The 12602-nt window shown below is 65.5% G+C and carries 13 protein-coding genes and 1 rRNA gene; 5 read left to right on the top strand and 9 right to left on the bottom strand.

The annotated features are described in order from the left end of the window. Positions 1 to 112 (top strand): 5S ribosomal RNA (gene rrf, locus MHZ91_RS13675). A 270-nt stretch (positions 113 to 382) separates the two neighbouring features. Here rrf and MHZ91_RS13680 read toward each other — a convergent pair. Both MHZ91_RS13680 and MHZ91_RS13685 read right to left on the bottom strand, forming a co-directional pair. Next, positions 383 to 1123 carry an aldolase gene (locus MHZ91_RS13680; protein ID WP_239214076.1) on the bottom strand — a complete coding sequence of 247 codons (741 nt, stop codon included), beginning with the start codon at positions 1121 to 1123 and terminating at the stop codon, positions 383 to 385. A gap of 30 nt (positions 1124 to 1153) precedes the next feature. Further along, positions 1154 to 1864, bottom strand: coding sequence for a haloacid dehalogenase type II (locus tag MHZ91_RS13685; protein ID WP_239214078.1), 711 nt, complete (start codon positions 1862 to 1864; stop codon positions 1154 to 1156). A 151-nt stretch (positions 1865 to 2015) separates the two neighbouring features. Between MHZ91_RS13685 and MHZ91_RS13690 the strand changes: the two genes are divergently transcribed. Beyond that, positions 2016 to 2885, top strand: coding sequence for a LysR substrate-binding domain-containing protein (locus MHZ91_RS13690; protein ID WP_239214080.1), 870 nt, complete (start codon positions 2016 to 2018; stop codon positions 2883 to 2885). A gap of 23 nt (positions 2886 to 2908) precedes the next feature. On the opposite strand, the gene MHZ91_RS13695 is transcribed toward MHZ91_RS13690, so the two are convergent. From MHZ91_RS13695 to MHZ91_RS13705, 3 genes are all read right to left on the bottom strand, one after another. Further along, complete coding sequence (locus tag MHZ91_RS13695) at positions 2909 to 3313, bottom strand: YchJ family metal-binding protein (protein ID WP_239214082.1); 405 nt, start codon at positions 3311 to 3313, stop codon at positions 2909 to 2911. A gap of 38 nt (positions 3314 to 3351) precedes the next feature. Further along, positions 3352 to 3624, bottom strand: coding sequence for a GNAT family N-acetyltransferase (locus tag MHZ91_RS13700; RefSeq protein ID WP_175139369.1), 273 nt, complete (start codon positions 3622 to 3624; stop codon positions 3352 to 3354). 445 nt (positions 3625 to 4069) lie between these two features. Continuing rightward, entirely contained in the window at positions 4070 to 5140 is a 1071-nt protein-coding gene (locus tag MHZ91_RS13705) for a 3-hydroxyacyl-CoA dehydrogenase NAD-binding domain-containing protein (RefSeq protein WP_239214084.1), read from the bottom strand. Positions 5141 to 5249: 109 nt separating this feature from the next. Here MHZ91_RS13705 and MHZ91_RS13710 point away from each other — a divergent pair, with 109 nt between their 5' ends. Beyond that, positions 5250 to 5876 (top strand): hypothetical protein, encoded by a 627-nt coding sequence (locus MHZ91_RS13710; RefSeq protein ID WP_239214086.1) that lies wholly within the window; start codon positions 5250 to 5252, stop codon positions 5874 to 5876. A 20-nt stretch (positions 5877 to 5896) separates the two neighbouring features. Here MHZ91_RS13710 and MHZ91_RS13715 read toward each other — a convergent pair whose 3' ends face one another. Then, complete coding sequence (locus tag MHZ91_RS13715; RefSeq protein ID WP_239214088.1) at positions 5897 to 7294, bottom strand: MFS transporter; 1398 nt, start codon at positions 7292 to 7294, stop codon at positions 5897 to 5899. 118 nt (positions 7295 to 7412) lie between these two features. On the opposite strand from MHZ91_RS13715, the gene MHZ91_RS13720 reads away from it, so the two are divergent. Both MHZ91_RS13720 and MHZ91_RS13725 read left to right on the top strand, forming a co-directional pair. Further along, positions 7413 to 8282, top strand: coding sequence for a LysR family transcriptional regulator (locus tag MHZ91_RS13720; protein WP_218344329.1), 870 nt, complete (start codon positions 7413 to 7415; stop codon positions 8280 to 8282). 84 nt (positions 8283 to 8366) lie between these two features. Then, complete coding sequence (locus tag MHZ91_RS13725; RefSeq protein ID WP_239214090.1) at positions 8367 to 9782, top strand: amidase family protein; 1416 nt, start codon at positions 8367 to 8369, stop codon at positions 9780 to 9782. A 140-nt stretch (positions 9783 to 9922) separates the two neighbouring features. Here MHZ91_RS13725 and MHZ91_RS13730 read toward each other — a convergent pair whose 3' ends face one another. From MHZ91_RS13730 to MHZ91_RS13740, 3 genes are all read right to left on the bottom strand, one after another. Next, complete coding sequence (locus MHZ91_RS13730) at positions 9923 to 10708, bottom strand: 2-keto-4-pentenoate hydratase (protein WP_239214092.1); 786 nt, start codon at positions 10706 to 10708, stop codon at positions 9923 to 9925. Between the two features lie 4 nt (positions 10709 to 10712). After that, complete coding sequence (locus MHZ91_RS13735) at positions 10713 to 11093, bottom strand: hypothetical protein (protein WP_175185805.1); 381 nt, start codon at positions 11091 to 11093, stop codon at positions 10713 to 10715. Between the two features lie 135 nt (positions 11094 to 11228). Next, positions 11229 to 12509, bottom strand: coding sequence for a glutamate-5-semialdehyde dehydrogenase (locus MHZ91_RS13740; protein WP_370647811.1), 1281 nt, complete (start codon positions 12507 to 12509; stop codon positions 11229 to 11231). Positions 12510 to 12602: the final 93 nt, after the last annotated feature.

A 12602-nucleotide genomic window follows, 5' to 3' on the forward strand; every position in this document is an offset into this window, starting at 1 on the left:
CTGACGACCATAGCAAGGTGGTACCACTCCTTCCCATCCCGAACAGGACAGTGAAACGCCTTTGCGCCGATGATAGTGGACGGACGTCTGTGAAAGTAGGTCATCGTCAGGCTTTTATTGCTCAAAACCCCGCAGGTATCCCCTGCGGGGTTTTGTCTTTGTGGCGTCGGGATAAGAAGTGCCCAGCTGCATCGGCGGCGCGTGGCGAGCGGTGCCTTTGCCTGACAACAGAAGCAGGTTGGGCGCGGAGCGCTAATACGTCGGCGCGGGGCGCGGCTATGCGCTGCTGGCCTCAAAACCTCCTTGGTATATCGCTTTAATTAAGAAACCCCTCGCGGCTGGCGCCGCGAGGGGTTTTTGTTTGGGTTCGATGTTTTCGAGGTTAGGGGAGCTGGCGGCGCAGGGCTTCGAAGAACAGCTCGGACTGCAGGCGTTCGCTTTGAATCTGTGCGGCGACCTTCGCTGCGATTTCCGCGTTGACGGGTTCGAGCGGACGCCCGGTGGATTGCGCAAGGACTTGCGCGGTACAGGCGCGTTCGAGGAAGAAGAGGTCGTCGTACGCGTAATCGAGTCGTTCCCCGCAGACGACGACGCCATGATTGCCCAAAAAGACGATGTCGGCGCCCTGCATGGCGTGGGCGATGCGTTCGCCTTCGGTCACGTCCAACGCGAGTTCGTTGTATTCCGCGTCGATGGCAAGCCGGCCATGGAAGCGCATGGCGTTTTGGGACAGGGTGGTGTCCAGGCCGCGATCGGAAGTAAGGGTGAGCGCGGTGGCGTAGGGCATGTGGGTGTGCAGCACACAGGCCTTGCCCGCGATGCGATGGATCGCAGCGTGGATGAACATGGCTGTCGGTTCAACCTCGTGCCGGCCGGCGAGTTTGTTGCCATACGCGTCGACGAGGACGATGTCTTCCGCCTGGACCTCGTTCCACATCAGGCCTCGAGGGTTGAGAAGGAAATGATCGGGGTCGCCGGGCAACGCGACGCTGAAGTGGTTGCAGACGCCTTCGCCCAAGCCGTGAGCTGCCGCTGCACGTAGTGCCAGCGCCAGGTCCGTGCGCAACGCGGTTACGGGATCGACATGGAAGAGAGCGTCGGCGAAACCGGGTTCCTGGTTCATGGCAACCTTCAATAAGAGATGGGATGGGGATCAGAGCCAGCCGGCGTCGCGGAACAGGTCAGGCACACGATCCAGAGTTGCTACGGTAGCTTCAGGGCGGTAGTCAGGCAAGGGCTTGCGGCCGGTGCCGCGGTCGATCCAGATGCATCGGAAGCCGATGTCCCGGGCCGCGACGAGGTCCAGGTGCGGGCTGGCGCAGATGTGCACGACGTCTGCTGGGGTGACGCCCAGCGCTTGATGGGCGTGAGCGAAGATGGCGCGTGATGGCTTGTAGGCGTGGGCCTGCTCGGCGGTGATGATGCGGTCGATATAGCCGCCCAGTTGGGCGACGTTGCCGGCGATGATGTCGTCGTCCGTGTTGGAAATGATGCAAAGGCGGAAACCGGCTTGCTTGAGCTTGGCGAGCGTATCGACGACTTCGGGAAACGGTGGCATGCGGGAGATGCTGCTCGTGAGCATCGTTGCGTCTTCGGGCCGGTACGGAAGGCCAAAATGCTCCATGGTGAGCCGCAACGATTCGCGGGTTACGTCAGCGAAGTTGCGGTAGGGCGGGGTGCGCTCGAGGCGGTGCTCGTGATCGTCGTATTTATGCAGGAACTGCGCAGCGGAGGGCCGTGGCGGGGACCCGGGGTGGGCCTCGAGAATTTTTTCCACTGCGGCCTGCAGGCCTTCGTCCCATTGAATGAGCGTGCCGTAGCAGTCAAAGGTGAGCCATTGGGGTCGAGTGTGATCGAGGGGCATGTCGGTTCCTTCAGCGATGGTGGAATCTACAGCGTAAGATTCTGGTGGCGCAGTTGTAAAATTAATAAAAATTGCGCACTCAGTTGATTGCTAAATAAGCCTATCCTGTGTGAAGGTCATGGCGGGCGCTGTCCAATACGAGTTGAACCAGATGCTGGATCTTGAACTATTGAAGACGCTGGTCTGCGTCGTGGACGAAGGCAGTTTCACCCGTGCCGCCAGCCGGGTGCATCGCACGCAATCGACCGTCAGTCAGCAGGTGCGCAAGCTTGAGCAGAGCGTGGGCAAGACGTTGCTGCTTCGGGACCGTGCCGGCGGCAATGTGTCGGCAACCGAGGACGGCGAGCTGATGTTGACCTATGCGCGACGCTTGCTGGCGATCGCAGGGGAGGCGGAGCACGTGTTGTCGGCGCCGCGGGCCGCGCGGGTGATACGGCTGGGTGTGCCGGAGGACTTCGATGTGTCGCGGTTGACAGTGCTGCTGGCGGAATTTGCCGCGCGCCACGCGCAGGTGCGGTTGGAAACGCTTAGCGGCATGAGCACGGATCTTCGCGCCGGGCTGGCGTCGGGCGAGCTGGAGCTGGCGCTGGTCAAGCGGGAGCCTGGCGATGGTCCTTGCATTGCGGCATGGCCGGAACGCCTGGTGTGGGTGGGCGGTCGACAGCGCAATGAGAAGGCAGCGGTGGTGCCGTTGGTCCTATTTCCGCAGGGATGTGTGTATCGCAAGCGGATGATCTATGCGCTGGAAAGCGCGGGGCAGCCGTGGCATATCGCGTACCACAGCCATAGTCTGGCCGGCGTGCAGGCAGCGGTCGCGGCGGGGTTGGGGATCAGTCTGTTGCCGACCTCGGCGCGGCTGGAGACGCACGTTGAACTGGCCGCTGCAGACGGATTTGCCGATGTGCCGCCGACCGAGCTGGCGATCGTGGGCGACGCGCGCGGGCTTGGCGCCGTCGGGATCGATCTGCTGGATGCGCTGAAGCGGGCCATTGACGGGGACTTGGCACCGTTCGCGCCTTAAGGCTGGCAATTAGCGGCGTGGGATCAGCGCACGTCGCCGTCAAGGTAGAACCATTGTCCGTTCTCGCGCACGAAGCGGCTGGTCTCGTGCATGCGGCTGGCGCGGCCGTCCAGGCGGCTTCTGGCTACGAATTCGACGGTGGCGTGTTCGGCGTCCTGGTCGGCTGCGGCCTTGATCTGCAGGCCAAGCCATTTCAAACCGGGCGGATTGGACTCGAGTGACGCGGGGCGCGTGGTGGGATGCCAAGTGGCCAGCAGGTAGGGCAGCTTGTCCAGCACGAAGGCGCTGTATCGCGAGCGCATGAGGGCTTCGGCAGTGGGGGCTTGAAGCGATTGCGGGCCGTCGTGCCAGCGGCCGCAGCAGTCGGCGTAGGAACGAGGACTGCCGCAGGGGCAAGGCGCTTTGGTGTGACTTGTTTGCTTCGGCACGGCGGGGGAGTTGAAGTGAGTTGTCTTGCGAGAGAGGATTACGCCAACAGGTCAGTGTATTCGGGATGTCGGCGGATGTAGGCGTCGGCGTAGGAGCAGTAGGGGCGGACCTTCCAGCCGTTTTCGCGCGCGGTGAGCAGGGCCTGGCGGGTCAGTTCGGCGGCGATGCCGCGGCCGCCGACCGCACTGGGCACGCCCGTGTGCGTGATGGCCATGGCGCCGTTTTCGAGCTGATAGTCCAGGACGCAGAGTACGCCGTCGACGGTGGCGGTGAAGCGGGAACGGTCGGTGTCGTGAATTACGGAAATCATTCGAGAAAACTCCTTCGGTGGTGACGAAGACGGTCGGATAGAGAATGCACTTCTTGCCGAGAGCAGATTCCCGTCTCACGACCAGGCACCCGTCTCACGATCAGGCACTTATAAGCGGAGCAAGTTTCGGACCTGCGCAAAGCGTCGCTGGTGGAGAGGCGTCGCCGGAGAAATAGCGTCGCCGGTGGAGAAGCATGCCGGTGGAAAAGCGTGCCGGTGGAAAAGCATGCCGCGGAAAAGCATGCCGGCGCAAAAGCGCGCCAGCCCCTTGCGCATGAAGTTTGAGCAAGATTTTCCAATATCGGCTTCGTACATAAATCGCGGCGCACCCTCGGTCGCCCCGCCGTGCGGCGCTTGGATTGGCTTTGGCTGCCGACGTTCGATGTCGAACTCCCCGATGATAGCGCCGCCGAACTGAACTCCCCGGCGTCCCTTTCCGAGGGTCTCACCGGTGCAACACTTTGATCAGTGCAGTGAGTTGCGCGTCGCGGGCTTCGACGAGGTCTGCGATGCTTTGGTGGCCGGCCTCGGCGTTAACGCCTTCTATCAGGCGTTGTTGCAGTGCTGGCGTGACCTCGGGGGTGCCCAGGTCATCCCACCAGGTCTGCACGGGTCCTAGCAAGTGGTGCATGAAGTGGGCGAGGCCGCCTTCGCCGCCGCCCAGGTTGAACGTCATGTGGGGGCCGAACAGGGCCCAGCGCAGGCCGGGGCCTTGGGAGACGGCGGCGTCGATGTCCGCGACGCTGGCGACGTTTTCGGCGGCCAGGTGGATGGCCTCTCGCCATAGGGCGGCTTGCAGGCGGTTGGCGATGTGGCCCGGGACTTCCTTGTTCAGCCGGATGGGGTGTTTGCCCATGCTGCGGTAGAAGTCGATAGCGCGGTCCATCGTGTCGGCGGAGGTCTGGTCGCCGCCGACGACTTCGACCAGCGGAATGAGGTGGGGCGGATTGAAGGGGTGGCCGATCACGAAACGCTGGGGATGGCGGCAGCGCGATTGCAGACGGCTCATGATGAGGCCGGACGAACTGGAAGCGACGATGACGTGCGGGGGCAGGATGGCGTCGATGCGGGCGAAGAGGTCGGTTTTGAAATCTTCGCGCTCGGGCGCGTTTTCCTGGACGAAGTCGACGCCAGCCAGGGCGGTTTGCAGGTCGGGGTCGAAGCGCAACGCGTCGGCGGTGGCGCCGGGGCGCACGTGGCCGAGCTCGGCCAGGACCGGCCATGCCACCTGCACGCGGGCAAGGGTCTGGGCCTGTGCATGCGGGCCGGGGTCGCTGACGACGACTTCCAGTCCGTGCGCGAGGAACAACGCGGCCCAACTGGCGCCGATGGTGCCGGCGCCGACGATGGCGACGCGGCGGATGGGGCCGGGGCTGGACGAAATAGAATTGGATGGAACGGAACTGGACGAAACAGGACCGGGCGAGACAGAGCTGGACGAAGCAAGACCGGACGAAGCAGGACCGGACGAAGCAGAACCGGACGAAGCAGAACTAGACGGCGCAATGCTGGACATGCAGGTCTCCTTTGTTGGGTTTGCTGCATTGTGAAGCAAAGCAAGGGCCGTTGCCACGCGGGCAGTGCGGCGGCAACATAAGGGCTTTCCGACCTCTCGGGAGCCTTGCATGAGTCCGACGCCCGCGCGCGAAACCGTTCCGTATTTCTGCCAATGGGAGTCCGCGCATCGGGCGGGCGAAATCATTCGCAAGGAGCTGGATCTGGCGCACGACCCCGCATGGCGCGATTCCGGCGCACGAGATTTGGACGAGTATGTGCGCTGGGCCGGCCATGTCTGCGGAATGGCGTGTCTGAAGATGGTGTTGGCGGCACGGACGGGGCGCGTCCATCCGACTTTGGCGCTCGCCCGCGGCAGCTTGCCGTATGGCGCCTACATCGAGGAAGCGGACGGAAACATCAAGGGCCTGATCTATGCGCCGTTCGTGCGATATGTCGCCGACGTTTTCGGTTTGCATGCGCAGGTGTGCGTCGATCTGCCCGCGTCGGACCTGCCGGGTCTGATGGCGCAGTCGGATTTCTTCATGGCGTCGGTCCACCCCTGGATTCGATGGCCCGACAGGGAACCACCGAAAAAAGGCGGACATCTGGTGCTGGTGACGCGCGCCACGCCCACGTCTGTGAGGTTTCACAACCCGTCGGGCGAGCCGGGATCGCAAGCGCATGTGGAGCTGCCGCTGGCTGATTTCGACAGGTTCTACGCTGGGCGCGGCGTCGCGATTCTGGCGGGCGGCTAAAGCAACATACCGCCGCGCGCTCAGGCGTTGCGGGCGCGGCGCAGGAAGCGCACGGTCAGCACGACGGTGATGACGTAGCTGACCGTGATCACGCTGTAGGCCGCGGGCAGGCTGGCATGCCAGTCCGGCAAAAGATGCAGGATGGTGCCCATGACTGCAACGCCGACCAACGCGCCGGATTGGCGATTGGCGTTCAAGGCTGCCGCCGCGCTGTTGGCGTGCTGGCTGCCGGAGACCTGCATGACGATGCTGGTCATCGCAGGCACGGCGATGCCGACGCCCAGGTTGGCCAGGGCGACGACAACGGCGAAGGGCCAGTAGGCGACGCCGGGTGTAAAGGTGGCGATGCCGATGGCGCTCATCACCGCCGCGAGCGAGACGCCGCCCAGCAGCGAGGCCGACACGCTCCACCGCGACGACACGCGGCCCGAGATGAGATTGCCGATGGAGAACACCGCCAGCATCGGCACGAGTTCGATGCCCGTCTGCAACGCATCGGCGCCGCGCGCGTGTTGCAGGAACAGGCTCAGCAGGAACAACTGGCCATATGAGGCGAGGTTGATGAGAAAGCCCACGCCGTTGGCGGCGGCGAATTGACGGGTGGCGAAGAGCGCACGCGGGATGATGGGCTGGGCGTGCCGGCGTTCGCGGTGCACGAGCAGCGCCGTGGCGGAGAGGCTCAGCAGCGCCGTGGCAGCGATCGACGGGGAAGCCCAGCCATACGCGTTGCCCTGGATCAGGACGAAGCACAAGGAAGACAGCGCGACGACGCCGAGCAGGTGGCTCAAGGGGTTGAGCGCGCGGGGACGCCGCGGCGCGGTTGCGATGCGGCGGCGGGCGAGCCATAGGCCGGCCAGACCCAGCGGGATGTTGATGAGGAAGATGCTGCGCCAGCCGAACTGGTGGATCAGCGCGCCGCCAAGCAACGGTCCGGATGCGCCAGCGACGGCCACAATGGCTGACCATGCGGCCAGCATGCGGTTGCGCACGTTTTCGTCGGCATAGGCGTGCGTGAGCAGGCTGAGCGAGCTGGGCATGAAGAGCGCCGCGCCAACGCCCTGCAGCATCCGCGCCGCGATCAGCATGTCGGCGTTCGGCGCCAGCCCGCAAAGCAGGGACGCGGCGGTGAACACGCCCAGCCCGGTCAGGTAGAGCGTCTTGGCGCCATAGCGGTCGGCCAGCGCGCCGGCAACCAGAAGCAACGCGGCGAAGGTCAGGGTGTAGCCGTCGACGATCCAGACGAGGTCCGTGAGCGGCACGGTGAACTGGAGCGCGATGCTGGGGATTGCGACATTGACCACCGTCACGTCGAGCATGGCCATGACGAAGCCGACGGCCAGGGTGACCAAAGGCACCCATCCCGTGGAGGAAGCGGGCGGCACGTCCATTGAAATGACGGGGCGGCAGGCGGAGGACATGGCAAGTTTCTTTCTGATGGCGCAACGCGCGGAGAGTGCAAAGCTTAGGCGGTTCCTTTGATGCAAAAAAGCCGAATTACTGCTTTATAGTCATGCAGAATTGCATCAAAGGCTTGAAATGGATTGGGATAACGCACGGATATTTCTGGCGATCCACCGCGTGGGGACGCTGCGCGGCGCTGCGGCGGTTCTGCAGATCGACCAGGCCACTGCCGGCCGGCGTTTGGCCGCATTGGAAGCGTCGTTGGACGCGCGACTTTTCCTGCGCACGCCCGGCGGGTACGTGCCGACGGCGGCGGGCGAGCTGGCCTTTGCCGCCGCCGAGCGCATGGAGCAGGCGGCTGACCAGCTTCAACGCCAGATGCAGGGGCTGGATCACCGACTGTCCGGCGTCGTCCGGGTTGCGACTTCGGAAACAGTGGCCCGCTACTTCATCATGGAAGCCATCAAGCGGGTCCATGCCGAGCACCCGGATATCCGCGTGGTGCTGTCCACTGGCATTCAGATCAGCAACCTGACGCGCCGCGAGGCGGATCTGGCCATCCGCAACATCAAGCCCGACAACCCCGATCTGATCCATCGCCATCTGGCGCGCAAGGAGGTGGGGCTGTACGCGTCGCGGGCGTACCTGGCCGCGCATGGTGAACCCAGGCCCGGCACCGCGTTCGCGGGGCACACCTTGATCGCGTATCAGCAGGCCGTGCTGCCCGGCTGGTCGGACTCGCTATGCGGCGAGCCCACCCGCAACGGCCGCATCGGCGTCGAGGTGAATTCCGGGCTGATGATCATCGACGCGGTGGTGGCGGGACTGGGCATCGGCGAGTTGCCGACCCACATGGCGCCGGACCATCCCGAACTGGTGCGGATCTGGCCAGCCCGCAGCGAGGCCTATGACCTGTGGCTGGTGATGCATGGCGACCTGAACCGCACCGCGCGCGTGAGGGCGGTGGCGGACGCGATTGTCGACGTCTTCGAAGAGAGCAATTAGCGGCAAGCCGAGGGTTGTGGAGCGGCGAGACTGGCGCTAAGGTTTGCTGGCCCGCAGAAAAATCCACATTTTCAGGAGTCGCGCGTGTCCGATCTTTGGCGTTTGTCCGCAGTTGAGCTTGCCACCCTTGTCCGCAAGCGTGAGGTGTCCGCCGTGCAGGCTGCGCAAAGCGCGCTGCAACGGCTCGATGCCGTCAATCCCGCGATCAACGCGGTGGTGGATCACCGGCCTGAGGACGTGCTGGCGCAGGCCGCAGAGGTGGACGCGGCGGTCGCGCGCGGGGAAGATCCCGGCCTGCTGGCGGGTGTGCCCGTCACCGTGAAGGTCAACGTGGATCAGGCGGGCTTTGCCACGACCAACGGCGTGCGCCTGCAGAAGGACCTGATCGCCGAACGGAACAGTCCCGTCGTCGACAACTTGCGGCGCGCCGGTGCGGTGATCGTGGGCAGGACCAATACGCCGGCGTTTTCGCTGCGCTGGTTTACCGGCAACGCGCTGCATGGCGATACGCGCAATCCCCGTAATCCGGCGTTGACGCCCGGCGGCTCGTCCGGCGGCGCCGCGTCTGCGGTGGCGGCCGGCATCGGGCATCTGGCGCATGGCACGGACATCGCCGGTTCGATCCGTTATCCGGCGTATGCGTGCGGCGTGCATGGCCTGCGTCCGTCGCTGGGCCGGGTGGCGGCGTATAACGCCGCGCTGCCGGAGCGGTCGATTGGCGGGCAGATCACGGCGGTGTCGGGTCCGTTGGGGCGCACCATTGCCGATATCCGGTTGGGGCTGGCCGCGCTGGCCGCGCCGGATCCGCGTGATCCGTGGTGGGTGCCGGCGCCGCTGACCGGCCCGGAAGTGCCGAAGCGCGCCGCGCTGTGTTTGAACCCCGACGGCATGGACACCGATCCGGCCATCGTGAAGGCATTGCAGGAAGCGGCGCGACGGCTGAGCGAAGCAGGCTGGACGGTCGATACGCTGGAAGCGATACCCCCGATGCAGGAGGCCGCCGACCTGCAGATCCGCATGTGGATGGCCGACGGCTATGACGCCATGGTGGCGGCAGCGGAAAAAGAGGGCGACCGAGGCGCGTTGGTGGCGCTGGCCGGGCAGCGCGACAAGGCGGCAAGCGCCGATCTGACAAGCTTTTCGGCGGTGTTGACGCGCCGTGCGACGCTCACGCGCCTGTGGGAGGTGTTTTTTGCCGAGTATCCGGTGCTATTGCTGCCGGTGTCGGCCGAATTGCCGTTCCCCGACAACCTCGACCTGCAGGGCGACGCGGCCTACGCGCGGGTCTGGCGCGCGCAGATGATCCAGATCGGGCTGCCGTTCATGGGCCTGCCCGGACTGTCCGTGGCCATGGGCAGCGCGATGAGCAGCGCGGGGCCCAGTCCGGTGGGTGTGCAGGTGGTGGCGGGGCGCTTCCGAGAGGACCTGTGCCTGGCAGCCGGTGAAATCATCGAGGCGGGCGGCGAGGCGGTCGGCATCGCGGAGCCGGCGCTTCGATAACAGCGTCAACGGCGACGGGCCGGGGGGCGGTGGTCGGTGACCGTGGCTTTGCTTTTGGCCGGTAGCTGTGACCCGCGACCGTCGCAGTGAATCGTGGGTTGCGCCAGGGCTGGCCCCGCCTCATCCACCGGCGTGCGTGTTCAACCGCCGAAGCGCACCTCCAGCACGCCTAGGTCACCGTACGTCAGTTCGACATCCTTATTCGCAGGGACGTCCAGGAATCCCGCGTACGAACCGGTGATGACATGCTGGCCGGCCGTCAGACCCAAACCTTGCTCTCGCAGGAAATTGGCCAGCCAATACAGTCCGGCTTTGGGACGATCGTTGGGGTGGATGCCGGCATGCTGCTCGACTTCGACGCCGTCGACCTTGAGCGTGATGGTCATGCAGCCCGGCGCCGCATCGGGCGACGAAATGCGGGGGCCAAGCACCAGTCCCTGATTGAACATGTGGTCCGCCAGCAGTTCGGGCAGGCTGGCGTGTTCCGGGGACGCGTAGCGACAGCCCAGGACTTCCAGCGCCAGGCGGGCGCCGCCCACCGCGGCGTCGATCTCGGCTTCGGTGTACGGCGTGTCGCGCGGCGGCAGGTCGCGGGCAAGCTCAAATGCGATCTCGGGCTCAATGCGCACGATGTCGCTGCCGGCGGCGATGGGGCCGGCCGCGGCGTCCGCCGTGCCTGATGCGTAGATGGGCGCCACGACGGTCTTTTCCGGAGACGGCAGCGCGCTTTTCCAGGCAGCGATGCTGTCCTGGCGAGTCGCGCGCAGCAGTTCGGCCGTGCGCTGCTGCACCGCAAATGCCTGGCCCAAGGACTGCGGGCGGCATTCGGCGGGCAGGCGCGGGCCGGCGATGCCCGACTGGCGCGCGGCAATCAGGAAGCGCGCCGCATCGACGCTGCCGGGATAGTCTTCAAACTTGATCTGCATGCGTTCAGACTCCTAGGAACAGCATGATCCACAACACGATCATGGCAATCAGACCCAGCCAGCACGAGCCCCAGAAACCGACGATCGGCCATTTCAGGGCGAGCGGGATCTTCTTGGGTTCGACGTGGGACAGCAGGTCGTTGGCGTTGCCGATCAGCCAGAAGCGCGTGCCCGGAAACATCAGGCGGAAGAAGTAATCCAGCATGATCGCGGCCTGGATCGCCAGCGGAAACTGCTTGAACGGCCGGTGCTGCAGGTACGGGTGCTTGAGCGCCGCGTTGACCTGCTTGGTCTTGACGAAGAACAGCACGATGCCGCTGATCGTGCAGGTGATGAAACAGAGCACGAAAAGGCTGAAGGCCATGGCCATGACGGGTGAATGCATGGGGATCTCAACGATGCGCGGCCGGGCCGCGTGGGATGGACAAATTCAGGCAAAAAAGCTGGCCCTATTGTAGAGGGCTTGGCGCGGCCCCGTGTTCAGGGCCGCGTCAGTACGAGCGCGGGCGCGCCCGGGCTGTCAGCCGCGGGTCTGGCCTTCGCCGTTCAGCACCCACTTGAGCGTGGTCAGGCCTTCCAGGCCCACGGGGCCGCGCGCATGCAGCCGGTTCGTGGAGATGCCGATCTCGGCGCCCAGGCCGTACTCGAAGCCGTCCGCAAAGCAGGTCGGAAGGTTGACGTAGACCGAGCTGGAGTCGACCTCGCGCTGAAAGCGCTGCGCCGCCGACAGGTCTTGCGTGACGATCGCGTCGGTGTGGCCCGAGCCGTAGCGCGCGATGTGTTCGAGGGCGTCGTCCAGCGTGTCGACGATGCGCACGGCCAGGATGGGCGCCAGGTATTCGGTGGCCCAGTCTTCTTCGGTGGCGGGCGTGGCGTGGGGCAGCAGCGCCAGTGTGCGCGGGCAGCCCCGCAGTTCCACGCCGTGTTCGGTGAAGGCGGCGGCCAGGCTGGGCAGGATGGACACGGCGGCCACGGCGTCGATCAGCAGCGTCTCCATGGCGCCGCAGATGCCGTAGCGGTAGGTCTTGGCGTTCAGGGCGATGGCGTGGGCCTTGTCCGGATCCGCCGCGGCGTCGATGTAGATATGGCAGTTGCCGTCCAGGTGCTTGATGAGCGGCACGCGCGCCTCTTGGGACAGGCGGGCGATGAGGCCTTTGCCGCCGCGCGGCACGATCACGTCGATGTGTTCGGTCATGGTGATGAGCGCGCCCACGGCCGCGCGGTCGGCGGTGGCGACGACCTGCACCGCATCCTGCGGCAGGCCGGCGGCGGCCAGGCCCGTTTGCACGATGCGGCCGAGCGCCACGTTGGAGTGCAGGGCCTCGCTGCCGCCACGCAGGATGGCGGCATTGCCGGACTTCAGGCACAGGGCAGCGGCGTCGATAGTGACGTTGGGGCGCGATTCGTAAATGATGCCGATCACGCCTAATGGCACGCGCATCTGGGCGACGCGCATGCCATTTGGCCGGACGGTGGTGGCGGTGATGCTGCCGATCGGATCGGGCAGCGCGGCGATCTGGCGCAGGCCTTCTGCCATGTGCGCCAGCGTCTTGTCCGACAGCGTCAGGCGGTCCAGCAGCGCGGGTTCCAGCCCATTGGCGCGGGCAGCGGACACGTCTTTCTCGTTGGCGGCTTTCAGTTCGTCGTGGCTGGCGGTCAGGGCGTCGGCCATGGCGATCAGCGCCTGGTTTTTGGCGGCGCTGTCTGCGCGCATCATGGCGCGCGAGGCGCGGCGGGCGTTTTCGCCCAGGGTGAGCATGGCTTGTTCGATGGAGGACGAGGACATGGCGGCGTCGATCATGTGATGGGGCGGCGCGGGCGCCGCCTGGAGACTCAGTGTATATCCGGCTGTCGGGCCGGGCGAGATCCGGTCTGGGGGCCGGGTGTGGGAGCG

The organism is Achromobacter sp. ACRQX, from assembly GCF_022346505.1.
In the GTDB taxonomy this organism is placed as follows: Bacteria; Pseudomonadota; Gammaproteobacteria; order Burkholderiales; family Burkholderiaceae_B; genus Achromobacter; species Achromobacter animicus.

What these genes read in the sequence shown, in the direction of transcription:
- MHZ91_RS13680 (WP_239214076.1), bottom strand. Translation starts at nt 1,123, where the DNA reads ATGAACCAGGAACCCGGTTTCGCCGACGCTCTCTTCCATGTCGATCCC.
- MHZ91_RS13685 (WP_239214078.1), bottom strand. Translation starts at nt 1,864, where the DNA reads ATGCCCCTCGATCACACTCGACCCCAATGGCTCACCTTTGACTGCTAC.
- MHZ91_RS13690 (WP_239214080.1), top strand. Translation starts at nt 2,016, where the DNA reads ATGCTGGATCTTGAACTATTGAAGACGCTGGTCTGCGTCGTGGACGAA.
- MHZ91_RS13700 (WP_175139369.1), bottom strand. Translation starts at nt 3,624, where the DNA reads ATGATTTCCGTAATTCACGACACCGACCGTTCCCGCTTCACCGCCACC.
- MHZ91_RS13705 (WP_239214084.1), bottom strand. Translation starts at nt 5,140, where the DNA reads ATGTCCAGCATTGCGCCGTCTAGTTCTGCTTCGTCCGGTTCTGCTTCG.
- MHZ91_RS13710 (WP_239214086.1), top strand. Translation starts at nt 5,250, where the DNA reads ATGAGTCCGACGCCCGCGCGCGAAACCGTTCCGTATTTCTGCCAATGG.
- MHZ91_RS13715 (WP_239214088.1), bottom strand. Translation starts at nt 7,294, where the DNA reads ATGTCCTCCGCCTGCCGCCCCGTCATTTCAATGGACGTGCCGCCCGCT.
- MHZ91_RS13720 (WP_218344329.1), top strand. Translation starts at nt 7,413, where the DNA reads ATGGATTGGGATAACGCACGGATATTTCTGGCGATCCACCGCGTGGGG.
- MHZ91_RS13730 (WP_239214092.1), bottom strand. Translation starts at nt 10,708, where the DNA reads ATGCAGATCAAGTTTGAAGACTATCCCGGCAGCGTCGATGCGGCGCGC.
- MHZ91_RS13735 (WP_175185805.1), bottom strand. Translation starts at nt 11,093, where the DNA reads ATGCATTCACCCGTCATGGCCATGGCCTTCAGCCTTTTCGTGCTCTGT.
- MHZ91_RS13740 (WP_370647811.1), bottom strand. Translation starts at nt 12,509, where the DNA reads ATGATCGACGCCGCCATGTCCTCGTCCTCCATCGAACAAGCCATGCTC.